The organism is Enterobacter sp. SA197, assembly GCF_054131575.1.
This window is the reverse complement of the sequence record NZ_CP096393.1, coordinates 4,658,425-4,684,604: the sequence shown is the minus strand read 5'-3', so window position 1 is coordinate 4,684,604 and position 26,180 is coordinate 4,658,425. Positions and strand designations below refer to the sequence as shown.

Annotated in this window: 24 protein-coding genes and 1 pseudogene; 8 read left to right on the top strand and 17 right to left on the bottom strand. The window is 50.3% G+C overall.

Annotated features, from left to right (window positions below):
* Positions 1-42: 42 nt before the first annotated feature.
* From M1D91_RS22005 to M1D91_RS21950, 12 genes and pseudogenes are all read right to left on the bottom strand, one after another.
* Complete coding sequence (locus M1D91_RS22005; RefSeq protein ID WP_437433466.1) at positions 43-708, bottom strand: 7-cyano-7-deazaguanine/7-aminomethyl-7-deazaguanine transporter; 666 nt, start codon at positions 706-708, stop codon at positions 43-45.
* A gap of 147 nt (positions 709-855) precedes the next feature.
* Positions 856-1,140 (bottom strand): type VI secretion system PAAR protein, encoded by a 285-nt coding sequence (locus M1D91_RS22000; protein ID WP_437433467.1) that lies wholly within the window; start codon positions 1,138-1,140, stop codon positions 856-858.
* Between the two features lie 110 nt (positions 1,141-1,250).
* The gene (locus M1D91_RS21995; RefSeq protein ID WP_437433468.1) at positions 1,251-2,108 is read right to left on the bottom strand and encodes a hypothetical protein; all 858 of its coding nucleotides are present in this window, start codon (positions 2,106-2,108) and stop codon (positions 1,251-1,253) included.
* 149 nt (positions 2,109-2,257) lie between these two features.
* Entirely contained in the window at positions 2,258-3,115 is an 858-nt protein-coding gene (locus tag M1D91_RS21990) for a hypothetical protein (RefSeq protein ID WP_437433469.1), read from the bottom strand.
* A gap of 82 nt (positions 3,116-3,197) precedes the next feature.
* The gene (locus tag M1D91_RS21985; protein WP_437433470.1) at positions 3,198-4,016 is read right to left on the bottom strand and encodes a hypothetical protein; all 819 of its coding nucleotides are present in this window, start codon (positions 4,014-4,016) and stop codon (positions 3,198-3,200) included.
* Entirely contained in the window at positions 4,009-4,815 is an 807-nt protein-coding gene (locus M1D91_RS21980) for a bacteriophage T4 gp5 trimerisation domain-containing protein (RefSeq protein WP_457975831.1), read from the bottom strand. Before M1D91_RS21980 ends, M1D91_RS21985 begins: the two co-directional genes overlap by 8 nt.
* Before the next feature lie 101 nt (positions 4,816-4,916).
* Entirely contained in the window at positions 4,917-5,198 is a 282-nt protein-coding gene (locus M1D91_RS21975; protein ID WP_437434551.1) for a type VI secretion system PAAR protein, read from the bottom strand.
* Positions 5,199-5,615: 417 nt separating this feature from the next.
* The gene (locus M1D91_RS21970; RefSeq protein WP_437434552.1) at positions 5,616-6,638 is read right to left on the bottom strand and encodes a hypothetical protein; all 1,023 of its coding nucleotides are present in this window, start codon (positions 6,636-6,638) and stop codon (positions 5,616-5,618) included.
* A gap of 28 nt (positions 6,639-6,666) precedes the next feature.
* The gene (locus M1D91_RS21965) at positions 6,667-8,073 is read right to left on the bottom strand and encodes a hypothetical protein (protein ID WP_457975830.1); all 1,407 of its coding nucleotides are present in this window, start codon (positions 8,071-8,073) and stop codon (positions 6,667-6,669) included.
* Between the two features lie 52 nt (positions 8,074-8,125).
* Positions 8,126-8,632, bottom strand: a complete 507-nt coding sequence (locus M1D91_RS21960) for a hypothetical protein (protein WP_457975829.1) — start codon at positions 8,630-8,632, stop codon at positions 8,126-8,128.
* A gap of 380 nt (positions 8,633-9,012) precedes the next feature.
* The gene (locus tag M1D91_RS21955; RefSeq protein ID WP_437434550.1) at positions 9,013-9,411 is read right to left on the bottom strand and encodes a hypothetical protein; all 399 of its coding nucleotides are present in this window, start codon (positions 9,409-9,411) and stop codon (positions 9,013-9,015) included.
* A gap of 671 nt (positions 9,412-10,082) precedes the next feature.
* Positions 10,083-12,125: pseudogene (locus M1D91_RS21950) on the bottom strand (type VI secretion system Vgr family protein); the annotation flags it as partial.
* Positions 12,126-12,462: 337 nt separating this feature from the next.
* Here M1D91_RS21950 and tusA point away from each other — a divergent pair.
* The 4 genes from tusA to M1D91_RS21930 all read left to right on the top strand — a co-directional run bounded on the left by tusA (position 12,463) and on the right by M1D91_RS21930 (position 15,709).
* Positions 12,463-12,708: a sulfurtransferase TusA gene (tusA, locus tag M1D91_RS21945; RefSeq protein ID WP_437434148.1), complete on the top strand. Its 246-nt coding sequence runs from the start codon at positions 12,463-12,465 to the stop codon at positions 12,706-12,708.
* A gap of 187 nt (positions 12,709-12,895) precedes the next feature.
* Complete coding sequence (locus tag M1D91_RS21940; protein ID WP_437434147.1) at positions 12,896-13,879, top strand: TRAP transporter substrate-binding protein; 984 nt, start codon at positions 12,896-12,898, stop codon at positions 13,877-13,879.
* A 23-nt stretch (positions 13,880-13,902) separates the two neighbouring features.
* The gene (locus tag M1D91_RS21935) at positions 13,903-14,412 is read left to right on the top strand and encodes a TRAP transporter small permease (protein ID WP_437434146.1); all 510 of its coding nucleotides are present in this window, start codon (positions 13,903-13,905) and stop codon (positions 14,410-14,412) included.
* A 10-nt stretch (positions 14,413-14,422) separates the two neighbouring features.
* Positions 14,423-15,709, top strand: a complete 1,287-nt coding sequence (locus M1D91_RS21930; protein WP_437434145.1) for a TRAP transporter large permease — start codon at positions 14,423-14,425, stop codon at positions 15,707-15,709.
* Between the two features lie 481 nt (positions 15,710-16,190).
* On the opposite strand, the gene zntA is transcribed toward M1D91_RS21930, so the two are convergent.
* The 4 genes from zntA to rsmD all read right to left on the bottom strand — a co-directional run bounded on the left by zntA (position 16,191) and on the right by rsmD (position 20,080).
* Positions 16,191-18,392, bottom strand: a complete 2,202-nt coding sequence (zntA, locus tag M1D91_RS21925; RefSeq protein ID WP_437434144.1) for a Zn(II)/Cd(II)/Pb(II) translocating P-type ATPase ZntA — start codon at positions 18,390-18,392, stop codon at positions 16,191-16,193.
* 75 nt (positions 18,393-18,467) lie between these two features.
* Entirely contained in the window at positions 18,468-19,094 is a 627-nt protein-coding gene (locus M1D91_RS21920; RefSeq protein WP_437434143.1) for a lysoplasmalogenase, read from the bottom strand.
* 124 nt (positions 19,095-19,218) lie between these two features.
* Positions 19,219-19,488, bottom strand: a complete 270-nt coding sequence (locus tag M1D91_RS21915) for a DUF1145 family protein (RefSeq protein ID WP_437434149.1) — start codon at positions 19,486-19,488, stop codon at positions 19,219-19,221.
* Positions 19,478-20,080: a 16S rRNA (guanine(966)-N(2))-methyltransferase gene (gene rsmD / locus M1D91_RS21910; RefSeq protein ID WP_437434142.1), complete on the bottom strand. Its 603-nt coding sequence runs from the start codon at positions 20,078-20,080 to the stop codon at positions 19,478-19,480. The genes M1D91_RS21915 and rsmD overlap by 11 nt, the downstream gene beginning before the upstream one ends.
* A 188-nt stretch (positions 20,081-20,268) precedes the next feature.
* Between rsmD and ftsY the strand changes: the two genes are divergently transcribed.
* The 4 genes from ftsY to rpoH all read left to right on the top strand — a co-directional run bounded on the left by ftsY (position 20,269) and on the right by rpoH (position 24,585).
* Positions 20,269-21,741, top strand: coding sequence for a signal recognition particle-docking protein FtsY (gene ftsY / locus M1D91_RS21905; RefSeq protein ID WP_437434141.1), 1,473 nt, complete (start codon positions 20,269-20,271; stop codon positions 21,739-21,741).
* Between the two features lie 2 nt (positions 21,742-21,743).
* A complete protein-coding gene (gene ftsE / locus M1D91_RS21900) occupies positions 21,744-22,412 on the top strand; it encodes a cell division ATP-binding protein FtsE (RefSeq protein WP_437434140.1) in 669 nt (222 codons plus the stop codon).
* The gene (ftsX, locus tag M1D91_RS21895) at positions 22,405-23,463 is read left to right on the top strand and encodes a permease-like cell division protein FtsX (protein WP_437434139.1); all 1,059 of its coding nucleotides are present in this window, start codon (positions 22,405-22,407) and stop codon (positions 23,461-23,463) included. The genes ftsE and ftsX overlap by 8 nt, the downstream gene beginning before the upstream one ends.
* 267 nt (positions 23,464-23,730) lie before the next feature.
* Positions 23,731-24,585, top strand: a complete 855-nt coding sequence (gene rpoH / locus M1D91_RS21890; RefSeq protein WP_437434138.1) for an RNA polymerase sigma factor RpoH — start codon at positions 23,731-23,733, stop codon at positions 24,583-24,585.
* A 63-nt stretch (positions 24,586-24,648) separates the two neighbouring features.
* Here rpoH and pdxR read toward each other — a convergent pair whose 3' ends face one another.
* A complete protein-coding gene (gene pdxR, locus M1D91_RS21885) occupies positions 24,649-26,124 on the bottom strand; it encodes a MocR-like pyridoxine biosynthesis transcription factor PdxR (RefSeq protein WP_437434137.1) in 1,476 nt (491 codons plus the stop codon).
* Between the last annotated feature and the right edge of the window lie 56 nt (positions 26,125-26,180).

Genomic DNA, 26,180 nt, shown 5'->3' with positions numbered 1-26,180 from the left:
CGGCTCATTCGTCCATCTTACCACAACTGGAAACGCGTACCTTTAACTGGTCTGTAACGCCGAGATTTCAGATTTGTCTGCCAGTCTTTTCAGTAACATATTGAGCAACACACCATACATCGGCAGGAAGAACGCGATGCTGATAATGACCTTAAAGGCGTAATCCACCAGGGCGATTTCCATCCAGTGTTCGGCCATAAACGGGTCAGGGCTGTGCCAGAAGGCGATAAAGAAGAAAGCAAGCGTGTCACTGGCGTTGCCAAATACCGTGGAGGCAGCAGGCGCCAGCCACCAACGTCGGTTCTGACGCAGACGGTTAAATACGTGCACGTCGAGGATCTGCCCCAGCGCATAGGCCATAAAGCTGGCCGTCGCGATACGGGCCACGAACAGGTTGAAGTGGACAAGCGCGTCGAATCCCTGCCAGCTTCCCATATAGAACAGAGAAGAGATGGCGTAAGAGATAACCAGCGCCGGGATCATCACCGCAAAGATAATCCGGCGTGCCAGCGGCGCGCCAAAAATACGCACGGTCAGATCGGTCGCGAGGAAGATGAACGGGAAACTGAACGCCCCCCAGGTGGTATGCAGGCCGAAAATGCTCACCGGCAACTGCACCAGATAGTTACTGGAGGTGATCACCAAGAGGTGAAAAAGGGATAGCCAGAACAGCGCTTTCATGCGCTGAGAGTGTGAAAACTGCGTCATATTTTGACCTTTTTAAGTTGGGGTGAGGGAACCCAATAAACATGCATACGCTTTTTGAAAGCCGCCGCATGATACTGCAACAATTATTCGATGCAATGGTTATTTTTAACGCAACCGTTAACCTGGCTTTTGCCCTGTGGCTACAGGCTAGCCAATAATGACCGTGCCGTTACCAATAACCACACCGCCGCAGTCTATAGCATCACCGGTTCTGGCAGCGGGCAGGCCGTCGATAAACACCGTAGCGGAACCATTGGCTATTTTTCGAGGATGAGGCGGATGTTTAGGTTTTGAATGCGGGGTCAGAGGATCTCCTTTTCGGGCGGCAGGGAGACTATCGATAAATACAGTGGGTGAACCTGCAGTAATGACGGTTTCACGATAACCATCATGCTGAGTACCTTTATCGTTAAGTCTGGCGGCTTGGGACATATTTTCTCCTTTGTTTTTTTATCTGTTTGTGATTTTAGATGGTTTTTTTGAAGGGAGGTTCTGTTTAATTTATCCAGGAATAACTTGGGCTATTTCCTAAAAAATATGCATCAGTACCGGTTGTAATCGAAAGGCTGCAATGTGTCACCGTCTAAGTAAATAGTAACCTGATTCGTTCGGATGTAAAATTCATTTTCACTTATTTCACTTCTCAGTCCTGAGAGATAGATAAATGAACTAAATGATTTCTTCTCCATGTCACATACAAATTTATCATATTTTATGTAACTGACATTTTTTTCAATTTTACAGTGATATTCCCAGTCTAATATGGCAAACATCGCCTCGTTGATGTTCTGCTCCTGAAACCAGTTTTCAGTGACCACGTCATATTCGAGGGAGCCAATGTTGTATCGACGGTATCCTGAAGGAAATGCATAGGCTTCATTCAGGTTCACTGAATATGCAAAGGTGCCACCGGCTGGGATTCTTTCCCACTCTTCATCTCGATCATAATGACACATTGTTTGAAGGTATCTTAGTTCTATTCCATCAGTGGCGATAGAAAAAGTGTTGCCGCAGAGTGGGTCAGAGGATATCGCTGTTGCCAGCATGTTTTTATGCACATAATAAGGGATTGTGCTTTTGTTTTGGATAACCACACGCGCCTGTAAATACTTATCTTTTTTCTTCACGTCTAATTTTACGGAGAGTTTGTATTCCTCCTGTAATGCCTTGCTTTCTGCATCACCGATGGTAAATCTGGGGTAAATTACATCATTAATGCGGGTAGCATCTGAAGAAATGAAATATGGCACAATAGCTGCCTTTTCATGCCTGGCACCATCCCATACTAACGAACCGTAATGATAGCGGATTAACAGCATTTCTTCACTTGCATAGCATGTTGCCCCATTGAAGATAATGACGATTGCTAACATCCATTTTCGCCATAAAAAAAGACGCATAATCTCTCCTATTGATTTTATATAGTTAACAGGCCACAGATAATAATAATTATCGCTTATATGCGCCATCAAGATTTATTTAATGGATATCTTCTATTATTTTTATTTATTCCTCTATCAGATTCAACTCGTAGATTTCATTTTTTGCATCAGTACTGGTTATAGTTGAAGGGTTGCAATGTGTCACCGTCCAGATAGATGGTAACCTGATTCGTTCTGATGTAAAACTTATTGCCACTTCTTTCACTTTTCAGTCCTGTAAGATAGATAAATGTACTAAAGGATTTTTTATCCAGGTCACATACCGCTCCGCCTGATTCTATGTAACTGACATTTTTTTCAATTTTACAGTGATATTCCCAGTCTAATATTGAAAACATCGCCTCGTTGATGTTCTGTTCCTGAAACCAGTTTTCAGTCACCACTTGATATGTGTGTGAACCAATGTTGTATCGTCGGTATCCTGAAGGAAATGCATAGGCCTCATTCAGGTTTACTGAATATGCAAAGGAGCCCCCGGCAGGGATTTTTTGCCACTCATCATCGCGATCATAATGACATTCTATCTTAAGGTACCTTAATATTATTCCATCAGCGACTATAGAAAAAACATTACCGCAGAGTGGATAAATAGATCCCTTTTCCGCCAGCATATACCTATGTACATAGTAAGGAGTTGTGCTTTTGTTTTTAATAACCACATGCGCCTGTAGATACTTATCTTTTTTCTTTACGTCTAGTTTTACGGAGAGCTTGTATTCCTCCTGAGATGCATTACTTTCTACATCACCGATGGTAAATCTGGGATAGTTCACATCATTGATACGAGTAGCATCTGAAAAAAAGAAATATGGCACAATATCTGGTTTTTCGTGCCTGGCACCGTCCCATACTAACGAACCGTAATGATAACGGATTAACAGCATTTCTTCACTTGCATAACATATTGCCCCATTGAAGATAATGACGATTGACAATACCAATCTTCGCCATAAACAAAAAGACATAACCTATCCTTTATTTTGCATCTTTCATAGATTAAAGCTTGCGATAATTTATCGATTTCTTAGGGTGCCAAACACTGGCATTCTAACGGATGTCTTCTATTATCTTTATTTCTTCCTCTGTCAGGTTTAGCTCAAAATAGCGTTCAATGTTATAGGCGCTTTTAAAAACATACTGGCTGTTCTTTTTCACAAGATCGTTTGCTTTAAGCAGGTAACCAGTTTCATTTTTGTCTTTCGTGTCTATTGGGATGTCATCCGTACCCATTCCGCCATATTCCCCCTCACTGCCATGACGGTAAAAATGGGAGAATTCATGACATAGCGTTGACACTTGTGAATTCCACCCTGTTAAGGGTTTGCAGATAAAATTCTGAAATATATTCACTGTTAAGATCTTTCCATACAAATCAGGATGCAAGCCTGTTGTCTGGTCCGCAGAAACACTGGCGCTAGCACCGCTCTTTTCTGTTGCATTAATAAAATTTCCCTGTCGAATGTCATTGCTGTTAACTCTGCTTTCGAGGCTCATTTTTTCGCAAATAAATATCATTCTGTCGACGCTTTTCTGCATAAAGAGATAGGCGGTAATATTTTCTTTTTTTTCAATATAGGGATCTCTTGGCGTTTCCGGATCAAGTTTTTTTACTTTTTCCTTTTCTGCCTCGCTGTCAATAGTGATGATCACATCATGCCTTACTCCAAAGATTTTAAAAAAATCTTTTTGCTGTTCTATCCCCCACTTTTCCGTGGATAAATCCTCCCGCCTTTTTTCCAGCACCATCAATGTCGCTTTCAGCGCTTTTGTCATCATTCTTTTAAACTGGTTGGTGACTTTCACCTCTTGCACACATTTTTTACTTTTAATCGTTACCGCTGATGAACTCTTTTTTTTCTCACTCATCGACGCCTCCTTCAGTCATATCAATATTCTGGCTTAATAATCGTACATCAATTATCTCTGCGCATTCGCGGATGAATCTTTCTGTCTGGCCTTCTTGATCCGTTATGCCATAACTTTTACTTCCATCGGCATATCGCACAAGATACCGGGCAGAGGCGTAAGGTACGCCATCATCATTTTTGAAATGAAACTGACGGTAATAATTGTCATCTTCGTCCGGTTCTTCCTGATCATCGGGTGTTTCATCGTCACCATGATTGTAATTATTCTCTTCAGCTTGCGGTTCATTCTGCTCCTCATATTTATTCCCATCCCCCCACCCCTCCATCACCCCCGGTAACATCACCCCCACCGGTGTCCCCGGACGTCCGCCACTGTTCAGGTTAATTTTCGGCCCCACAATGTCCACCCCGCCCGGGTGTATCACCACAAAAGAGCCGCCCACCCGCAGGGTGATTTGTGTGTCGCTCTGCAGCACGATTTCACCCCGCGCACGGGTGCCGCAGGCCCCCGTCACCTTCAGTGCCTGGCTGCCTTTGACCGTCAGGCTGTGGCTGCCCTCCACCCGGCTGAGGTGGTCCCCGGTGGTGCTGTGGTTCTGGTTTCCCTCCACGGTCACCGTGCGGTCATTCGCCACGTGCAGGCCGTCGTCATGACCGGTGCTCACCCTCCGGTCGTTATTAACCCGCAGCGTCTGGTCATTGCGCACCGTCATGCGCCGGTCATGAGCCACGGTGAGGGTCTGGTCGTGCCCGACGCTAATCCGCTGGTTGCTGCCAATGGTCTCGGTGTGGTCCACCTTTACGTCCGTGGTGCGGTCCGGGTGAAAACGCACCCGCACGCGGCCGTATGCCCGCCGGGTACACATTTAGTCGCATCACAAGTTCTGGACTAAGAAAGTTAACCAATAGTGACTGTACCGCCGATAATCACACCGCCGCAGTTAACAGCATCACCCGTTCTGGCCGCGGGCAGACCCTCAATAAAAACCGTACCAGAACCACTGGCTATTTTTCTTGGGTGAGGAGGGTGTTTGGGTTTGGCATGGGGTGTAAGGGGATCTCCTTTTCGGGCAGCAGGGAGACCATCGATAAATACGCTGCCTGAACCGGTATTAATGACAGTTTCACGATAATCATCATGCTGAGAACCTTTGTCTGAAATTTTTGCAGCCAGTGGCATATTTTTCTCCAGTAAGTGTTATTAGTCGATACTGTTTTTTGTTTTTCATCACTTTCGGATATATTTTTGTAGCCATTTCGTCTTAGAGGGGGTTAGTAAAATTTAATTCTGCTGATCATTTCCTGAATGGTTGATTTGTAGATAATAAAACATGATGTTGGTTAAGTTTTTTATCCATGACCTGCCTATTATGTTTTACAACCCCATGGGGGCTTATGGTGTTCTTAACGATAAAATTATAAGTCTTAATGGCACTGTAAGTCTGCTGGATATCAGGCAGGCAGTGTTTGTGGAGGTCATATATGATTAAAGCCTTCATGCTTGATGATAGTGAGGTAGCGCGAAGAAATATCTTGAAAGTATATATGGCTATTTTTTGCTATCTGCGTTGTTATATACAACATTTCAGAGTGTATTTTATATTACAGGGACGAATTCGCCATCAATTAATGAAAAGATCGGTGCATAAAAACCCAAATACTCATCACCATTTTTATCAATATATTTATATGTTAATGGGGAGTAGTTTCTATCTGATTTATTGTATAGTTTTACCATGCGTCCTTTATTCATAATGCGAACATCATAATCATCCCATTTGATAGGGATTAGTTTTGCTCTTCCTCCCTCTAATTTTTCTTTTGTATACAATGATGACAATATCTCATCTTCACTGTCACCAGTAGTAGTTGACCATGCTTTCAACGCGATTTTATTGAATTTTTTTAGCCGATTACGGTCTTTACTATTAATAATTTCTGCCATTTCATTGTATGCGGTTCGTAACTTCTGAATTTGGATATTACTTCCCGTAAAAGGCTCTGCTTTGACCCACTCCCAATCTGGGATATCACTCAATACAACTTTCTGCGTAAACCGATAAAGCTCCATTCCTTGCGGGAAATAGGTTTTATTAAAATAATCAGGATCAATATGTCCTGGGATAATCTGTTCAGCCAGAATTTTTGTTCTGGCAATTGGGTGCAGATTATCAGGTTGAGCATCCGGTAACCCCAATGAATTAATAGCTACTTTTATTGATGAGAGTGTTTGCTTTTCCTGTCCATTAAAACGTACTAGCTCCAGATGGCAAGCTGATTTCGGATCGAAACGCCGTCTTTCTTCTGGCGATAATGTTTTATCAGAGAACCAACCCAGTGCGCCAATCTCCAGGCTGATTTCGTTTTCACCGTTTTCCATGAGTATTAAAGTATTGGTGCTGGAGGTGCCACCACCTCGTTCCGCCCACGCCGAATCGCGATTGTCAAATCCAGTAACATCATTTGTTTTAATTATACAAAAAGATTTTTCTATATTGAATAAGCTACGAATTTTATGTGTTTCCCTATTAGAATATGCATTTAAAGTCATAATACCTCCAGTGATAAAAATAGTGAGTAATATGTATTTCAGCCTGATTTTTTTCGCTTTCTTAATCATGTATAACTCCGTTATGCTCATTGTCCTTTTAATCGTTTTTATTCCAGTCTGGATTAGAACCCATGGCCCATGGTTGAACAGGAGTTGGCGGCGTTACTGAAGTCTGAGGGAGTACGCGCTTTTCACCGTAAAGATTAATACGTAACACAGATCCTTCAGGTTTTAATGGAGAACATAATTGCCAATCTTCTTCAGCGTTGTTACTTTTTTTTGGTAACGAGTCATTCTTTTTTTTATCCTTCCCACTCTGTATGTCAATCGCAAACTTAAACGTCCCCTTAATTCCGTCATGGTATGCAACCAGATCCAGGCCATTATCATGCTCATCCAGAGCAAAGCCTGCTGCTGCACCGATAGTGGCTTCAGCCTCAGCCCTGAGTTCTACGACAAAAACTTCGGCCTCAAAGGTGGCGCTGACCACACCTTTTATACCCAGGTATAACTGATTCTCTGTGAGGGTATTGAATGTCCATTTATCATCTTTTTGGCTGTATGCTGCCCCGATGTTTAGATTTATGCCAGATGCTACCTCTATATAACACTCCACACTGGTACCGTGTTTTCTGAGATAGTCACGACATCTGCCGACTAATGTATCAATTTTACAGTAGGCGCAGATAAACTGAATAATGTCAAATTTTAGCGTTGCCTCCAGAAAAGGCTTTCCATATAATCCGAAATAATGACATGGGCCTTCTTTTATATCAGTGTACTGATAAGCGTAAGAAACGCCGATTTTCAGTGGCTCTGCTTTAAATGAAAATACAGCATATTCTCGTGTCTTGTTTCCATTTTCTGGATCAGGAGCAAAATAAGTGTTGAGGTTATCAACTAACTGATCTGCCCGATTTAACTGCTCAAGTGCTTTAGTTCTGCGCAGTTTTTTGATTTCTTCCTCATACTCATGTGTAAATTCTTTATTGCAAATTTTCAATCCGAAATCCACGTTCAGTGCAGTTTTATTCATCAACTCAAACTGAGCCGTTTTATACGTCCAGCCGTTACGTAATTTATTCTTATTTTTTGACTGCGTATTATCCATGGTTTGACGGGATTTTATTTGCTCGTCACGGCGTTCTTTGATAGTTCGCTCTCTGCGTGATGAAATAAGGTCATAGCTTAACCCAACCGTAAAACGTATTTCTATCGTCGGACAGACATCAATTTCAACATATCTGCCACACTCGTGACAGCCATTTACCACAACTGCATAATGAGCCGGTTCATCAAAAATTTTTCCGGGGTGGGTAACTGAACTGAGATAGTCCCACGGACTTCTGAATGAACCGCCTATACTTAATTCTTTTTTCTTTCCTCCGTAATACAGTATGACTTTTTCTGGCTTTTCATCAGCACTTAACGATTCAGACGCCCCCGCTTTATACTCTTTCAGCCATGCTTCCGGACACCCACTTTTGGGTAAAGTTATAAACATCGATGGAGTAATTTTTTAAGTTATATTTCTGCAGGTGCTGTGTTATCAATGTTTACTTATTTTTATTTTTCATGTCTTCCAAAAAATTTGATCCAGCATAATACCATATTACCTTAAGATATTTTCCATTGGGATTTTTATAGATAGAGACTAGCCAGCAATTTGAAAATTGGTCATTAGCAATAATATTTTCATAAAATAAATTTCTTATGTTTACTATGGCGTATGCATAATTATTGCTTTTTTTATAATACTCAACGTTTTTATTTTCCTTTATCCCTAAGGTGTTAATGTATGTAAGAGTGATACTGGTTAGCTCAAACCCATCGACTGAAAATGGAAATTCCATCTCTTGATTGCTTTCTGGTAAAGATCTTCGTAGCTTTGAACTAGATCTTGGATATATACGCTCAGTCCAGTCCCAATCAATGCGGTTATCTTTTAAACATACGTTTTTCGTTGACAAATTATCGCAATCGTATATAACACTTGCTTTAGTTTCTTTCCCATTCACTTTATATGAATAAATTTTACTTCTAATAATATAAATATCATTCATCGGTTTTTCATGGCACACCTCTAACTCATTAAGCTTGTTTTTAAGCACATTATATATTTTCTCGTTTGTTTCCTTTTTATTCTCGAGAGATTTTTTAAATCATAGAATGCTTGATAATCATGTTCTTCTTTACATGGTTTCGCTCCAAACGTGCCAAAGGAGAGGTGTAGTGAAATCAATAAAATGTAAATTTTCATTTTGTTATTTCTCCACAATTAGTTTACCTGCATATCACGCCCACGCCAGTTCGATATCCTATTTTAATGCCTAAGTCATAATAATAAAATTCAATGAATTTGATTTGTACATATCGCGAACTCCTGGCTGGATGCTATGTACGCTGGATATGTTCAATAATATTGCTGATTTCCATTTAATGATTATAATTCCCTTTTCATTGAATCAAAGCGTTTCATAATAAAAATAAAGAACGGAAAATACCACCACCCAATTAACATCACGCCTGAAACCATGAAAAGTAAGCGCCATCGGGTGGTTAAGTCTTCTCCTGATATTACATCAGTAATAAGCAGCGAACAAAAGGATAAAAACCACCCACAGATACCACCGATAAACAAGGCCCATGCGGGTTTCATCGTATAGAAAATGTCAAATGCTAACAATAAGAACATTGAAGAAAGGAAATATATAAAAAAATATATAAAAATATAAAAACCAGAAACCTGATGTTTTTCTACAATTTTATCCAATAAATAAAAGTGAGCAACCATCATAATAATGAAAATCATCAGGAGGGCAGCTGTTTTAAAAATTCTCATCTGGCGGCACTCATCTCTTCCAGCCTACGTTTTCTTATCTCAATCACTGCTGCCCATAACGAATTTGGTAACGTATACGTATCCATTTCAGGCTCTATATGTTGTAGCAATTTTGAAGACCATTCAGCGCAACTAAATGCTCCAGGTTCCTCATCACCATCATCTAAAGCGATAGCGGCGTTTGTTAGCACCACTATCTCTTCATCCGTAACAGGTAAGGCTACTATTTTAACCTTATATGGAAACCATTCATTATCAAGTTTATCTTTAGATTTCCCCTCAGGATTTTCCTGATAAGTAATGAAGTCATTCAAATTTGCAAATTCACCACTAAATAAAAAACCTGATCCACGTTGTCCATATCCACCCTCTAGTTTTTTATAGGGATTATAACTTCCATTAGGATCGAACAGATATGGCCCAAAAGAATCATTTTTTACGTTAAAATATATAGCGGAGTGATCTCCACCTATTTCATATGTTGAATGCTTCTCTATAATAGTTGATGTTATCAGTATGACTTCAGATGTATAAAGTTTTTCTTTCCCGCTTATGGCTAATTCTGATGTTTTATGAACTACCTTTTGTGCTGTCTGTCCATATTGTTCTGCTTCGCCCTGATCCATTACTTCTTCTTGTATGCCCTTAGGGAGATAAGCAATATATCCTTCTGATTCATCATCAGCTATCACATCCATCATCCCCGGCAACATCACCCCCACCGGCGTTACCGGACGTCCCCCGCTGTTGAGATTGATTTTCGGCCCCGTGATGTCCACCCCGGCCGGGTGTATCACCACAAAGGAGCCGCCCACCCGCAGGGTGATTTGCGTGTCGCTCTGCAGCACGATTTCACCCCGCGCACGGGTGCCGCAGGCCCCCGTCACCTTCAGTGCCTGGCTGCCTTTGACCGTCAGGCTGTGGCTGCCCTCCACCCGGCTGAGGTGGTCCCCGGTGGTGCTGTGGTTCTGGTTTCCCTCCACGGTCACCGTGCGGTCATTCGCCACGTGCAGGCCGTCGTCATGACCGGTGCTCACCCTCCGGTCGTTATTAACCCGCAGCGTCTGGTCATTGCGCACCGTCATGCGCCGGTCATGAGCCACGGTGAGGGTCTGGTCGTGCCCGACGCTAATCCGCTGGTTGCTGCCAATGGTCTCGGTGTGGTCCGCCTTCACGTCCGTGGTGCGGTTGTTCAGCACCTCGGTGTCCATGTCCTTCTGGGCGTGGATGTACACCTGCTCCTGGTCCGTCGCATCCTCAAAGCGCAGTTCGTTAAACCCGTCACCCCGGTAGGTTTTTGAGCGGATGGTCATCTGCGTCTTCGTGTCCGGCAGACGGCCGGGGGCGCGGTTCACGTCATGGTACAGACGCCCCGTGATGACGGGCTGGTCCGGGTCGCCGTGCAGAAAGTCCACAATCACTTCCTGGCCGACGCGGGGCAGGGCCAGGCTGCCGAACCCGGCGCCCGCCCACCCCTGGGAGACCCGTATCCAGCAGGAGCTGTCTTCACTGTTGCCGTGGTAACGGTCCTGGTGAAAGCGCACCCGCACGCGGCCGTATTTGTCGCAGAAGATTTCCTCGCCCGGCGGGCCCGTGACCACGGCACTCTGCGGGCCGTCCACCCGCGGCTTCGGCAGCGGGGTGACACGCCAGGTGCGGTCTGCCGGGATAACCTCCAGGCGGTTGATCAGCGTGGTGCCTTCCCCCGGACTGCCGTGCTGCGCCTGCGGCTGCCGGCCCTCCATGACACTGCCGGTGACCTGCCATTCCCGGTTCAGCAGGGAGGCGGGGTGACCGGTCAGGGTGAACCGCCGGCCGGGCCACAGTACCGGGCTGTTGCTCTCGCAGGTGGCGGTCTCCGCATCCCGACGCCAGCCCTCTGCCTGATAACGGGCAAAATCCCGCCCGTGCTGCTCATCCTTGAAGCGCCCGGGGTAGTCGAAGATTTCGTACTGCGTGCGCTGGCCGTTGAGCTCACGGGGGTGGTGACTGAAGCTGCCCTGCCAGTGTGGCGCTTTGAAAGTGTAATCCCGGGTCTGTACCGAGGAGGGACGTATCTGCGCCTGGTAGCGGAACAGGCTGATGCAGTCCGTGGAGACCTCCGTGCGGGTGTTGGGGTTAAAGGGCAGCTCACCCGCGCTGCCGGTGCCCGCGACATCATCGGTGAGCACCAGTTTCTGCTCCGCTGCGCCGCAGGCGAACCAGTCGAAGAAGAAGATACCCTCCTCGGCCCACAGACGGCGCAGGAAACCGAGGTCAGTCTCGCCGTACTGGACGCAGAATTCGCGTGGCGGGTGGGGGTCGTACAGGCAGGGCACCTGGCCGGTGACGCCGTGCTCCGTGAGGAGGGTGGCGGTGATGGCCTCAGTGTCCAGTTGCTGGAAGATGCGGAAGTTCCGGCGCAGGCCGCAGCGCCAGAGGGCAGGCGAGACCGTCAGGGCAAAGTTCATCTGACCGTGGGCGCTGTGCGCGAGGGCGAAGCCGGTCACGATGCCGCTGAGGACGAACCGGGAAACGCTGCCCTGCCAGACGGTGAAGGTGGCATTTTTCTCCAAAAAACGGGCGGCGTCCCAGCCTGAGAATCTGCCGGTGACCTCCGCGTCAAGCCGGAAGGGTGTGGAGAGGTGCTGCTGAAGGGAAAAGGTGACGACGGCGATGGCACGCGGGGGGAGCCCCTCCACGTCAAGGGTAAAGCGAAGGCCTTCCTGAGACATACATTCCTCCGTGACCAGTCACGCTACCGCTGGAGGAAACCGAAGTTTCTCCTGCCTGGCATGACCTGATTGTCCTTAATATAAAAAGGGATAATTGCAGATGGAAGGAAAGAGACGAAGCGATAACACAATGGGAAGGGGGAAATTCGGAATTTGTATAAGGGTGAGAGTTAAGGGGAAAAAAGTAAAGGATGCGCCATTTAAGATCCCCAGTGCGCATAAAAAAATCCGTAAGCGGGGCGCTTCGGAGTGTTTCATAGTCACTGGACTAAAAAAGGATCCTTAACCAATCGGCATTAGCGTAAACTATGGCCGATTTTTATTAAGCGAGATAACCATGACCGACGCTTTTACTTCTGCCGACCACACCCTGGACGCACTGGGCCTGCGTTGCCCGGAGCCGGTGATGATGGTGCGCAAAACCGTTCGCAACATGCAGCCGGGTGAAACCCTGCTGGTGATTGCAGACGACCCGGCAACGACGCGCGATATTCCAGGATTTTGTCGTTTTATGGAACACGAGTTGGTGGCGCTTGAAACGGCCTCACTGCCGTACCGGTATCTGCTGCGTAAAGGGCAATAAATTCTCTTTAAGCGTGTCTGTTTTTATCCAGTTTGCGATCTCTGACACCAATCTAAACCACCGTTTCATTTTTTGGCGCTTTTTGTGAGGCGCTTCACCCTCCCTTTTCCAGCGGTAGACTAGTTTTTAAGCGTAAAAATAAAACATTGTTTTAACATTTACCGCTTCCTACCCTGGAGAAGACCCGATGAAAACGACTATCAAGCCGTTGCTGGCCGCGTTGTGCCTGTCCTCCGTGTCACTGTTATTTGTTGCCAACGTTAACGCCCAGACGATTAAAGCCGCCGATGTGCACCCGGAAGGTTATCCCAATATTGTTGCCGTCCAAAAAATGGGAGAAAAACTTAAACAACAAACGGACGGTAAGCTGGAGATAAAAGTCTTCCCCGGCGGTGTACTGGGCGATGAAAAACAGATGATTGAGCAGGCGCAAATGGGCGCTATTGATATGATTCGCGTCTCTATGGCCCCGGTGGCCGCCATTCTCCCGGATATCGAAGTCTTCACGCTACCCTATGTATTCCGTGATGAAGACCATATGCACAAGATCATTGATGGCGATATCGGTAAGCAGATCGGCGATAAGCTGACCGCCAATCCTAAGTCCCGGCTGGTTTTCCTTGGCTGGATGGACTCCGGCACGCGTAACCTCATCACGAAAAAACCGGTGGTGAAGCCTGAAGATTTGCAGGGGATGAAAATCCGCGTTCAGGGCAGTCCCGTGGCCCTGGCGACGTTAAAACAGATGGGTGCTAACTCGGTAGCAATGGGCGTAAGCGAGGTGTACAGCGGCATGCAAACGGGCGTTATTGATGGTGCGGAAAATAACCCACCGACGTTTATTGCCCATAACTATATGCCGATTGCCAAAAACTATACCCTCAGCGGTCACTTTATTACCCCCGAAATGTTGCTCTACTCCAAAGTGAAATGGGACAAACTCAGCGCGGATGATCAGAAAAAAATCCTGACGCTCGCGCGTGAAGCCCAGTTCGAACAGCGCAAACTCTGGGACGCTTATAACCAGCAGGCACTGGAAAAGATGAAAGCGGGTGGCGTGCAATTTCATGACATCGACAAAGCGGTGTTTATCAAAGCAACAGAGCCGGTGCGCGCCCAGTATGGCGACAAGCATCAGGATCTGATGAACGCTATCGCTAACGTTAAATAACCCCCACTTTTTGCGGAGAATGTATGTCAGAACTCTACTCTAAGTGGATGGATCGCCTGTACCTGCTCGCCATGACGATAGCTGGCCTGGCGCTTCTGGTAATGACCATCGTGATTCCCATTGGCATCTTTTCGCGCTACGTGCTCAATCGTGGCGAGTCCTGGCCGGAACCTGTTGCCATTATCTGCATGGTGACCTTTACGTTCATTGGCGCGGCGGTAGGTTACCGCGCCGGTTCCCATATTGCGGTCAACATGCTCACGGACCGCCTGCCGGAGACGCTGAAGACACTTTGCGCACGGCTTGTCGATCTGCTGATGCTGCTGATCTCAGCGATCATGTGCTGGTACAGCTACTGGCTGTGTGTTGAGCTCTGGGAGCAACCGGTTGCGGAATTTCCCATCCTTACCTCTGGCGAAAGTTATCTGCCGTTGCCGGTAGGGTCGGCAATTCTGATCCTGTTTGTGCTCGAACGGTTGTTCTTCGGGCCACAGGAACATCGTCCGGTCGTGCTGATTGGCAATCACGGTTAAGGGGTGAACTATGGACGCATTTGTTTTGTTATTCACCCTCGCCATCCTGCTGGCGCTGGGTATGCCGGTAGCCTTTGCCGTGGGGTTAAGCGCCGTTGCCGGCGCGTTGTGGATAGATCTTCCGCTTGAAGCGTTGATGATTCAGATAACCAGCGGGGTGAATAAATTTACGCTGCTGGCCATTCCGTTCTTCATTCTTGCAGGAGCCATCATGGCAGAGGGCGGGATCGCACGCAGGCTGGTCAATTTCGCCTACCTGTTTGTGGGATTCATCCGTGGCGGGTTGTCGCTGGTGAATATTGTGGCATCGACCTTTTTCGGCGCGATTTCCGGCTCCTCGGTGGCCGATACCGCCTCAATCGGCAGCGTCATGATCCCGGAGATGGAAAAGAAGGGCTACCCGCGCGAATACGCGGCGGCCGTCACCGCCAGCGGGTCGGTGCAGGCGATTTTGATCCCGCCCAGCCATAACTCCGTTATCTATTCGCTGGCGGCAGGAGGCACGGTGTCCATTGCCACGCTGTTTATCGCTGGCGTGCTGCCGGGGTTGTTGCTGGGACTGTGTCTGATGCTGTTGTGTCTTGGCTTTGCTCACAAGCGCGGTTATCCGAAAGGGGAGCGCATTCCCTTTAAGCAGGCCATCAGAACGTTCATTGATGCGTTATGGGGGTTGATGACGGTAGTCATTATTCTCGGGGGCATTCTCTCGGGGATATTTACCGCTACCGAATCTGCGGCTGTTGCCTGCCTGTGGGCTTTCTTCGTTACCATGTTCATCTATCGGGATTACAAGTGGAGTGAACTGCCGAAGCTGATGTGTCGTACCGTGAAGACCGTCACCATCGTGATGATACTTATCGGGTTTGCTGCCGCTTTTGGCGCGGTCATGACCTATATGCAGCTCCCGGTACGTATCACCGAATTTTTCACCTCTTTGTCAGATAACAAATACGTCATTCTGATGTATCTCAATATCATGCTGTTACTGATTGGCACCCTGATGGATATGGCACCGATCATTTTGATCCTGACCCCCGTGCTGTTGCCGGTGACGAACTCACTGGGGATTGATCCGGTTCACTTTGGCATGATCATGATGGTTAACCTTGGGATCGGATTGATTACGCCTCCCGTCGGATCGGTGTTGTTTGTTGCCAGTGCGGTGAGTAAGCAGAAGATTGAAACGGTGGTGAAAGCGATGCTGCCGTTTTATGCGATGCTGTTGATTGTGCTGGGGCTGGTGACGTATGTACCGGCCATTTCCCTGTGGCTACCGGGGGTGCTGGGTATGCAGTAACGGATGTCCTCTCCTGCGGGGAGGGAATCCCCACGTCGGTCCCCTCTCCCTTGAGGGAGAGGGTCAGGGTGAGGGGGAAAATGCAGCTCTGATGGTCATTCCGTTCACTTCATGTTCCTTGCTTTTCTGTCACGCCAGAACCCGTGAACGTGCCAGGGTGGTTCACCGCCACCACCCTGGCGACCCGGGCTCCCGGCCAGGAAAATCGCCGCTGCGCGGTCCACGCAGCTTCTCCTTCAGGCTAATCGGGGACGGGCGAAGGTAACGTCCCTGTAAAGTCGCCCTCGCCGCGCATCCCTGCGCGTCGCCCCGGCCTTACGGATACGCTTCGTCGATTTTCAGCCGGACCCTGTCATCGCTGTAACTGTTTATTCTCATTCAACAATGAAATCGCTGTAAAACGTAATACTACAGGGGCTCCCTCTCCCACGGGGAGAGGGAGCAGACACTAAAAACGGCACCCGGTGGTGCCGTTTTGCTTTTACCTTCGCAGAAGCCGCAGGGCATTTGCTGTAACCAGCACGGTAGCACCGGTATCGGCCAGCACCGCCAGCCATAATCCGGTCATCCCGAGCAACGTGGTCACCAGGAAGATGGCTTTCAGCCCCAGCGCAAGGGCGATATTCTGGCGAATGTTGGCCTGTGTGGCGCGGGCGAGTGTAATCATCTGCGCCAGACCGACGAGGCGGTTATGGGTCAGGGCAGCGTCGGCCGTTTCCAGGGCCACGTCCGTCCCGCTGCCCATGGCAATGCCGATGGTGGCTGCCTTCATGGCGGGCGCGTCATTAATACCGTCGCCGACCATTGCCAGCGGTGCCTGTTTATTCAACGCAATGACCGCGTTAACTTTATCTTCCGGCAGCAGACCGGCGCGAAAATCCATCGTCAGCTCACCGGCAATCGTTGCAGCCGCCCGCGGGTTATCGCCGGTCAGCATCACCCCCTGTACTCCCAGCGCCCCCAGCGCAGCAATGGCTTCACGCGCGTCTTCGCGCAGGGTGTCGCGCAGGGCAATCGCCCCCATCACCGTCCCTTCTCGCAGCACCACAATCACCGTTTCGCCCTGGTTTTCCTGATGACGAATTGTCGAGAGCAGACTCTCTTCGAGTAAAATATCAGCCAGTTTATCCGGTGCGCTCAGGCGTATGGACTCTCCGTTAACCTGTGCTTCAATCCCTCTGCCTGCCAACGCACGCTGGTTTTCAGCCTGCGGCAGAACCAACTGGCGCGCCTCAGCTTCACGCAAAATGGCCTGCGCAAGAGGGTGAGTCGAACCTTGTTCAACGGCCGCAGCCAGCATCAGCAGTGTGTCTTCACGGCTACCCGCAAGCGGGTAAATGCCGGTGACATTCGGTCTGCCCACGGTCAGGGTGCCGGTTTTATCGAAGGCAATCTGCTTAACGGATGCCAGTTGCTCCAGCGCAGCCCCCCCTTTTATAAGTGCCCCGTGACGGCTGGCGGCGGCAAGACCAGAGGTAATCGCCGCCGGAGTCGAAATAACCAACGCGCATGGACAGCCTATCAGCAGCAGCGTCAGCCCTTTGTAGATCCACCCCAGCCACGCGTCACCCAGCATCAACGGCGGCACGACAGCCACCAGCAGAGCCACCACCATGATAGCGGGGGTGTAAATCCGGCTGAAGCGGTCGATAAAGCGTTCGATGGGCGCACGGCGTTCTTCTGCCTCTTCAATCAGCTTCAGGATACGGTCGATGGCGCTTTCGCCAGGCCCGGAGACCACCTCAAGCGTCACCAGGCGGTCAACGCTGGTGGCGCCCGCCGGAATGCTGTCACCGGTGACATGTTCCACAGGCAGGGATTCACCGGTTAGCGCGCTCTCATCAAAGCTTGCAAAGGGGGAGAGCAATTTACCGTCTGCCGGTAAACGCCCGCCGGCCGGGACTTCAATCATATCGCCGGGACGCAGCATCTGAGCGGTGACGCTTTCGCGCTTACCGTTCACCAGGCGGATGGCGGTGTCAGGTTTTAGCGCCATTAGTGCGCTGACGCCACGACGGGCACGGCTGGCGGCCCAGCCTTCGAGTCGTTCCCCCACGAGGAACAGCAGCAGAACCATCGCCGCTTCTGCGGTAGCGCCGATAAACAACGCCCCAATGGCGGCCACGCTCATCAGCGTTTCAATGGCAAACCAACTGCCGCTGCGCATCAGGCGTAATGCCTGGCGGGCAATCGGGAACAAGCCCACCAGGGTGGTGATGATAAAGGCTGCCTGACCAAGGGGATGGTTAACCTGCTCCAGCAGCCAGCTTACGCTCATCATCAGGATCAGCAGGACAAGCGGTAGATTCTCTCGCAGGCGTGATGGAGCGGGTTCATGGGGGGCATGTTCACCTTTAAGACTGTACCCTGCCTCGCTTACCGCCTTTTCGACCTGCGCGCGTACATCCTCCCCGGCGGTGACGGTGAGTTTTTCCGTGGCAAAGGCCACCTGGACCTGAAGGATGCCGTCAATCTGCCGGACGGCGTTCTCTACTTTACGTGCACAGGCACCACAATCCATACCTGAGACAAGCCAGCTGTAACGTTTGCCTTCGCCTGCCTCCGTTGTTATCGGTGGGGCGTCACAGGTTTCACTGCATTCACACGCAGAGGGCGGCGAAGCGACAGGACGCAGCTTCAGGCTCGCAAACTGAGGGGTTTTCGTTGGGATCGGGGCAGGCATGGCATCCTCCGGTGAATGATAATTTTCTCATTAACCGGAGGATACACTTTGGAGTCGACTCCAGAGTCAAGCGTTTTATATATACAGCGAACGCACAATCAAAAAGTGACCAGCAAAATAGCAGGCGGCGGAGATAGCATTGTCAGCCCGGAAACGGCGACGGTAATGGCTACCCAGCCAGACCACATTGCTGATAAGCAGCAGAGCGGCACCGACGAAGGCAGAGAGCGCCGGGCTGGTAGGACGGAAGAACCAGAGCTCACCGGCCAGCCACACCATGACCAGCGTCATGGCGATAAAGGTGCACACTGGCGCACGCAACGTTTCCAGGCGCGACCAGATGACGGCCATTAACACCGCGCCAATGACCAGCAATACCAGCGGCAGCGGCCAGAAGAACGACAGCGTCATTTGGCTGGCGAAGTAGATGGTGTACAGCAGGTGGGCGAGGAAAAATGCACCAATAGCATAAAGAAGTTGCTGGCGCGGAAGAAGCGTCAGGGCGTCACCTACCAGCGATGCACAAAGCCCGGCCAGGACCAGATAGCTGATGGCATCGAACATCGGGGCCTGCCAGGCGAGCAGCAGAAGTAACAGCAGTGTGACGGGTTTAAAGACCCAGCGTTGCCATGTGGGCCCACGATAGGAGGCATCCACATACAGCCAGGCGGAGAAACAGACAGCAATAAATGACCAAAGCATAATAAGTCCCTGAATCCGTTATTGTATCGCGAGCACCATGCCCACGGCTCTTATTCTGAGTTTAGTGGTCACGGCGGGCGAATGACAATGTTACGGAAGGCAGGGGAATCTTAAAAAAGCGTGTTTATCTTTTTGCCTTGAGCTTTTTTAGCCAGATGAGCAGTTCAAAAACGCCAAACAGGAAGATACGAAACTCTTCCCAGCGGGTCATCTGCGGGCCCTCTTTTGGCAACGTTTTTTTCATCATCGTGGCCTGTAGCGCGTGCATAAACACGGTGAAGAACAGGGCGACGTTAACGAAGATGTTTAATGGCTTCGGGAACGGAGAAAAGAGGTTTAGCAGGAGAAATCCCCAGACAAACAGCATCAGCAGACGCCCGAGGTTAATCATTATGTTCATCGTTCACTCCTTGTGATTTACGCAGATATAAGCGGTAGGCAACCTGACCGGCGACCTTTTCACGATGCAGGCTCCAGTTCTCCGGAACCGGCGGCAGCCCATTCTCCACTTCGCTTTCCACATAGATTAGCGCGTCATCCGCAAGCCAGCCGTTAATTTCCAGAAGGGAAAGCGTCTCTTCGAGCAGGCCTTTACGAAACGGCGGATCGACGAAGACGATGTGATGCGGCGTGCCCGGCTGGGCAAGAAACGCCAGCGTATTGCCGGTGAAGACCTTGCCGTTGGTCGCTTTCAGGGTGGTGAGGTTTTGCTGCAGCTGCAGCGCGACGCCACGCTCCATTTCGAGCAGCGTGGCGCTGGCGGCATAGCGGGACAGCGCTTCTAAACCCAGCGCGCCGCTGCCGGCAAAGCAGTCAAGGCAATGTGCATCAACCATGGAGGGTGCCAGCCAGTTGAACAGGGTTTCACGCACGCGGTCGGTGGTAGGGCGCAGGCCAGGACTGTCTGGTACAGGGAGTTTTCGTCCACGCCATTGTCCGCCAATGATGCGGATTTGGCCGGTGGTGGCCCGAGTGGGTTTCTTCATGGTCTTCGCTTTGCTCATCATTTCGGCCTGCTATTCTAGCGGCGTGTCGCGCGGCGCGAAACCTTAATCCGCAGGCGGTGAAGCATGTTCAGGAAAGTGATAGACTATTTAGCTAATTACATTTTTTTAGCCCCGGCTACGGCAATGTGGGCTTGTGCCATAAATTAACCGCGGGAGTATGGTCGCAAATGGCAAATGAAAAGAAACGTGGCTTTTTCTCCTGGCTCGGCTTTGGTCAAAAGGAACAGGAAAAAGAAGAAGTAAAAGAAGAAGTAAAAGAAGAGGTTGCGCAAGAGGTTCAGGAGCAGGACGCTGAGCCGCCCGTCGACACGCAGACCCCCGAACCGGCAAAGGAGAGCGAGGCCTTCGCGCAAGAGATTGTGGAGGTCACGGAGCAACTGGTTGAGCAGGAAGTTGCGCCAGAGGCAGCAGATGTTGCGCAGCCAGCGGCAGTAGAGACTGCGGCAGAAGAGACTGCGGCAGTAGAGCACGAAGCGCTACCCTTGCCCGAAGAGGTGTCAGAGCCAGACATTGCTGAAGACGAGTGGCAGCCTGAGCAGGAGAGCCCAGAGGAAGAGGCGCTGATCGGTGAAGAAGAGCTGGAAGCTCAGGCGCTCGCTGCCGCTGCCGCCGAAGAGGCACTGGTGGTGGTGCCGGTTGAAGAACCCGTGCAAGAAGCGCCGGATGCGGCGGTCGACGAACCGGTGGAAGAGGCCGTTGTTGAGCAAGAGAAGCCCACCAAAGAAGGGTTTTTCGCGCGGCTTAAACGCAGCCTGATCAAAACTAAAGAAAACCTCGGTTCCGGATTTATCAGTCTGTTCCGTGGTAAAAAAATCGATGATGATCTTTTTGAAGAGCTCGAAGAACAACTGTTAATTGCTGACGTTGGGGTGGAAACCACCCGTAAAATTATCACCAATCTGACAGAAGGCGCTTCACGTAAGCAGCTGCGCGACGCGGAAGCACTCTATGGTTTGCTCAAAGAAGAGATGAGTGACATCCTTGCCAAAGTGGATGAGCCGCTGAATGTAGAAGGCAAAACTCCCTTTGTTATTCTGATGGTTGGCGTTAATGGTGTGGGTAAAACCACCACCATCGGTAAACTGGCGCGCCAGTTCGAACAGCAGGGTAAATCGGTGATGCTGGCAGCCGGTGACACCTTCCGTGCCGCTGCCGTTGAGCAGCTGCAGGTATGGGGTCAGCGTAACAATATCCCGGTTATTGCCCAGCATACGGGCGCGGATTCCGCGTCGGTGATTTTCGATGCCATCCAGGCGGCGAAAGCGCGCCATGTGGATGTACTGATTGCAGATACCGCCGGGCGTTTGCAAAATAAAGCGCACCTGATGGAAGAGCTGAAAAAGATCGTCCGTGTGATGAAAAAGCTCGACGAAAATGCGCCGCATGAAGTCATGCTGACTATTGATGCCAGCACCGGGCAGAATGCGGTAAGCCAGGCCAAACTGTTCCATGAGGCCGTTGGCCTGACAGGAATCACCCTGACCAAGCTGGATGGAACCGCTAAGGGTGGCGTCATCTTCTCGGTGGCGGATCAGTTTGGTATTCCTATCCGTTACATCGGGGTTGGCGAACGAATTGAGGACCTGCGTCCGTTTAATGCGGGCGATTTTATTGAGGCACTTTTTGCCCGAGAGGATTAACAATGATTCGCTTTGAACACGTCAGCAAAGCCTATCTCGGTGGGAGACAAGCGTTGCAGGGAGTCACGTTTCACCTGCAACCGGGCGAGATGGCATTTCTGACCGGCCACTCCGGCGCGGGGAAAAGTACCCTGCTTAAGCTTATCTGTGGCATCGAGCGGCCGAGTGCCGGGAAAATCCTGTTCAGTGGGCATGATATTACGCGCCTGAAAAACCGCGAAGTGCCATTTCTGCGTCGGCAGATTGGCATGATTTTCCAGGATCACCATCTCCTGATGGACAGAACGGTGTATGACAATGTGGCTATCCCGCTCATCATCGCGGGTGCCAGCGGCGACGATATCCGCCGCCGTGTTTCTGCGGCGCTTGATAAAGTAGGCCTGCTCGACAAAGCGAGAAATTTCCCGATTCAACTTTCCGGGGGTGAGCAGCAGCGCGTGGGGATTGCCCGTGCGGTGGTCAACAAGCCTGCAGTGCTACTGGCAGATGAACCAACCGGTAACCTGGACGAAGCCCTCTCCGAGGGGATTTTACGTCTTTTTGAGGAGTTTAATCGTGTTGGGGTAACAGTGTTAATGGCAACGCACGACCTGGGGCTTATCTCCCGTCGTTCGTACCGCATGCTGACCCTGAGCGATGGCCACTTGCATGGAGGCCTGGCGGGTGAATAAGCGCGACGCAATCAATCAAATCCGGCAGTTTGGCAGCAAATTAGATCGCTTGCGTAAATCGGCAGGCGGGCCGGGCGAGGCGGGTCGTAATGCCCCGCGCCGGGGTAAAACACCACCCAAACCGAACTCCCGTAAAACCAATGTGTTTAACGAGCAGGTACGCTACGCCTTCCAGGGGGCATTGCAGGATCTAAAAAGTAAGCCATTTGCGACCTTCCTGACGGTGATGGTCATTGCCATCTCCCTGACGCTGCCAAGCGTCTGCTACATGGTTTACAAAAACGTCAATGAGGCTGCATCTCAGTATTATCCCTCTCCGCAAATCACCGTTTACTTCGATAAGTCGCTGGACGATGATGCGGCGGCGCAGGTTGTCGGGCAGTTACAGTCAGAGCAGGGGGTGGAGAAGGTCAACTACCTCTCCCGTGAGGATGCGCTGGGGGAGTTCCGTAACTGGTCAGGTTTTGGCGGCGCGCTGGATATGCTGGAAGAAAATCCGCTGCCCGCTGTTGCCGTTGTGGTCCCGAAACTGGACTTTCAGAGCACTAACTCACTCAATACCCTGCGCGATCGCATTTCGCAACTGCACGGCATTGATGAAGTGCGTATGGATGACAGCTGGTTTGCTCGTCTGGCTTCGCTAACGGGGCTGGTGGGGCGTGTGTCCGCGATGATCGGTGTGCTGATGGTGGCGGCCGTCTTCCTCGTCATTGGTAACAGCGTGCGCCTGAGCATCTTTTCCCGTCGTGACACCATTAACGTGCAGAAACTGATTGGCGCAACGGACGGCTTTATTCTGCGACCTTTCCTGTATGGCGGAGCCCTTCTCGGTTTCAGCGGCGCGTTTCTCTCCCTCATTCTTTCTGAGATTCTGGTGATGCGCCTCTCATCAGCCGTGACGGAAGTGGCAAAGGTGTTTGGCACGCAGTTTGAGCTTAGCGGCCTCTCGTTTGACGAGTGTTTACTCCTTTTACTGGTGTGTTCAATGATTGGATGGGTGGCCGCCTGGCTTGCAACTGTGCAACATTTACGTCACTTTACTCCACAGTAAAAAATCTCTGATATACTCTTTCCCTGCAATGCAGTATTCCCGTAGCAGGGAAAGCGTATAACTCATATCTCCCTTTTCCTGCCCCGGCTTTTCATACTTATGTCACATTTTGTGCCTAATTTATTCACAACCCGACCCGGAACTTGTGGATAAAATCACTGTCTGATACAAGAGTGGATGATATTCTCGTTGCTCATTAACGCTGGCATGTTTGTTGCCTGATGGGGACAGACCGCCGCCAGTTGGATGTAAATTGAGAGGATTTGAATGACCAAAGAAATGCAATCTTTAGCTTTAGCCCCTGTTGGTAACCTGGAGTCTTACGTCCGGGCCGCTAAAGCATGGCCGATGTTGACGGCTGATGAAGAAAGGGCACTGGCTGAAAAGCTGCATTACCAGGGCGATCTGGAAGCAGCTAAGACGCTGATCCTGTCACACCTGCGCTTTGTTGTTCATGTTGCTCGTAACTATTCGGGCTATGGCCTGCCGCAGGCCGACCTGATTCAGGAAGGCAATATCGGCCTGATGAAAGCCGTGCGTCGTTTCAACCCGGAAGTGGGTGTGCGTCTGGTCTCTTTCGCCGTGCACTGGATCAAAGCCGAAATTCATGAGTACGTGCTGCGTAACTGGCGCATTGTGAAAGTTGCTACCACTAAGGCGCAGCGTAAGCTGTTCTTTAACCTGCGTAAAACTAAGCAGCGTCTGGGCTGGTTTAATCAGGATGAAGTAGAAATGGTGGCCCGCGAGCTGGGCGTCAGCAGCAAAGATGTGCGTGAGATGGAATCCCGTATGTCGGCGCAGGATATGGCATTTGATATGTCCTCCGACGACGATTCCGAAAGCCATGCAGTTGCGCCGGTGCTTTACCTGCAGGATAAATCTTCTAACTTTGCTGACGGCATTGAAGACGATAACTGGGAAGAGCAGGCCGCGAATAAACTGACGGATGCAATGGAAGGTCTTGACGAACGTAGTCAGGATATTATCCGCGCCCGCTGGCTGGACGACGACAATAAGTCCACGCTTCAGGAACTGGCTGACCGTTACGGTGTTTCCGCTGAGCGTGTGCGTCAGCTTGAAAAGAACGCCATGAAAAAACTGCGTGCGGCCATCGAAGCGTAAATCACGCGCGCATCAAGGAGCCGGGTTAAGCGAAAGCGACCCGGCTTTTTGCTTTCTGGCACCTTATAACGTCGGTTTCTCTATACAGGCCAGCAACAGCTCAAACGCCGCGCCCATCTCCTCTTCTTCCATTGCTGCAAATCCCATCAGCAGTCCTTTCATCGGTCTGTCGCCCGCGTAATAGCGTGAAAGGGCGCGCACCAGAATGCCCCGCTCATTCGCCCGTTGGGCAAGCGCGACATCATCACAGTCTTCAGGAAGAGATAACACAAGGTGCAGACCCGCGTTATCGTTAAACTCGCTCAACGCCTCTTTACCCAATGCCCCGACAATCAGGCCTGCCAGCCGTGCTCGTCGACGGGAATAAAGGAGCCTCATGCGACGAATATGGGCCGTGTAATACCCTTCGCTGATAAACAACGCCAGCGCCTCCTGGTCCGGTAAGCGCCCGCCGCGATAAAGCTCCGTATGCGCGGTTTTCAACGCCTGCATTAACGGACGTGGCAGCACCAGATAGCCCAGACGAAGCCCCGGATAGAGCGTCTTACTGAACGTACCCGTATAGATAACCGGCGCGTCATCCACCAGTCCCTGCAGCGCCGGTATCGGATGGCCGGAGAAACGAAACTCGCTGTCATAGTCATCTTCCACAATCCAGCTCCCCGTCTGCCGCGCCAGCGCCAGCAGACGCTGACGCCGTTCCAGGCTCATCACACAGCCGAGTGGATACTGGTGAGACGGCGTGACGAATATCAGTTTTGGCGGCCCCTCTCCGGCTTCGGGTGGGTCCATGCCGGCCAGATCAACAGGGATCGGCTCCAGGATCACGCCATTCATCGACAGAACATTACGAATTCCCCAGTACGCTGGCTCTTCAATCCATGCGCTGTCGCCGGGGTTACACAACATGCGTGAGACCAGATCGATAGCCTGATGGATGCCTTCCGTTATCAGGATCTGTTCAGCGCTGCACTTTACTGAACGGGAGATGCGCAGGTAGTCCACCAGGGCGTGCTGCAGCGCCGGGCTACCGCCTGCATTGCTGTATGAGAGCTGACTTGCCTGCGAGGTGCGGCTTACCCGGCTCTGAATTTTACGAAACAGGGCATGGGGAAAGGCGCCCACATCCGGTACGCCTGGCAAGAATGCCCCCCACTGGCGTGGGCTGGCGCTGCTGCGCTGCAGGAGATGCTGTCCACGATTTGAGAGATGTGACGGGAGGTCGCCTGTGGCATCGTCAGAATGAGATGCGGGTGCCGAGAGCAAACTATCAGGCACGGTCCTGGCGACAAAGGTCCCGCTGCCGGTACGTGAAACCACATATCCTTCGGCCAGCAGTTGTTCATAGACCGTCAACACCGTATTACGTGACAGCCCCAGTTCGGCGGCCAGGTCCCGGCTGGGGGGCAGACGGCTTTGCGGGGGCAGGCTTCCATCCAGAATAGACAGGCGAATCGCGTTATATAATTTCTTATGCAGCCTGCCATCCCGCTGAGCGCCCAGGCGCAACTGCAGTAAGTCACTGACGAGTGAACGCAACTGGATCCCTTAATTATTCAAAACTGGTACTCGATTATAGGACCGCTTATGGCATT